Consider the following 1266-nt stretch of genomic DNA (forward strand, 5'->3'; position numbering starts at 1 on the left):
CTGTCCTGGAAGGAGCGGACGAGGACCTCGTAGAAGACGGCGCGTTTGAACCACTCCGGGTCCCGGTCCTTGGCGGGAGTGTCTTCGAAGGTGTCCGGAACGGGCTCATTGACGATCATATTGTGGGTGACCCTCCGATCTGCGGGTTGGACGGTCGCAGGACGGTGAAGACGTGCGCGGGCCTGTGGCCCGGTTCGAGGCGCACATAGTTGGCCCTGCCCCAGTGGTAGGTCTCGCCGGTGAGCTCGTCGCGCACCGGCACCGACTCGTGCCAGTCCAGGCCGAGTTGCGGCATGTCCAACGAGACCGTGGCCTCCTGGGTGTGGTGAGGGTCGAGGTTGGCGACCACCAGAACCGTGTTCGATCCGCTCCGCTTCGAGTACGCGATCACCGCGTCCTTGTCGGCGTGGTGGAAGTGCAGATCGCGCAGCTGCCGCAGGGCCGGACTGCGGCGGCGGATGTGGTTGAGGCGGGTGATGAGCGGGGTGATGGTGCGGCCCTCGCGTTCGGCGGCTTCCCAGTCGCGGTGTTTGAGCTGGTACTTCTCGGAGTCGAGGTATTCCTCGCTGCCGTCCTTGAGCGGGGTGTTCTCGCACAGCTCGTAGCCGCTGTAGATGCCCCAGGTGGGCGAGAGGGTGGCGGCCAGCACCGCGCGGACCTCGAAGGCGGGGCGCCCGCCGTGCTGGAGGTAGGCGTGCAGGATGTCGGGGGTGTTGGTGAAGAAGTTGGGCCGCATGTAGGCGGCGGCCTGCCCCGACAGCTCGGTCAGGTACTCGGTCAGCTCCTGCTTGGTGTTGCGCCAGGTGAAGTAGGTGTAGGACTGCTGGAAGCCGATCTGGGCCAGGGTGTGCATCATCGCGGGGCGGGTGAACGCCTCGGCCAGGAAGATCACGTCCGGGTCGGTGCGGTTGATGTCGGCGATCACCCGTTCCCAGAACACCACCGGTTTGGTGTGCGGGTTGTCCACCCGGAAGATCCGCACCCCGTGGTCCATCCAGTGCCGCAGGATCCGCACGGTCTCGGCGACGAGGCCGTCCATGTCGGCGTCGAAGGCGATGGGGTAGATGTCCTGGTACTTCTTGGGCGGGTTCTCCGCGTAGGCGATGGTGCCGTCGGGGCGGTGGTGGAACCACTGCGGGTGCTTGTGTACCCAGGGGTGGTCGGGGGAGGCCTGCAGGGCGAAGTCCAGGGCGATCTCCAGGCCCTCCTTCCGGGCCCGGTCCACGAACGCGTCGAAGTCCTCCAGGGTGCCCAGCTGCGGGTGGA

1 pseudogene is annotated in these 1266 nt (G+C 66.8%); it reads right to left on the minus strand.

Annotation, left to right across the window (positions count from 1 at the left end):
- Window positions 1-115: 115 nt before the first annotated feature.
- Window positions 116-1266, minus strand: a pseudogene (locus AB0A61_RS41115) (alpha-1,4-glucan--maltose-1-phosphate maltosyltransferase); the annotation flags it as partial.

Source organism: Streptomyces sp. NPDC046197, assembly GCF_040646295.1.
Classification (GTDB): domain Bacteria; phylum Actinomycetota; class Actinomycetes; order Streptomycetales; family Streptomycetaceae; genus Streptomyces.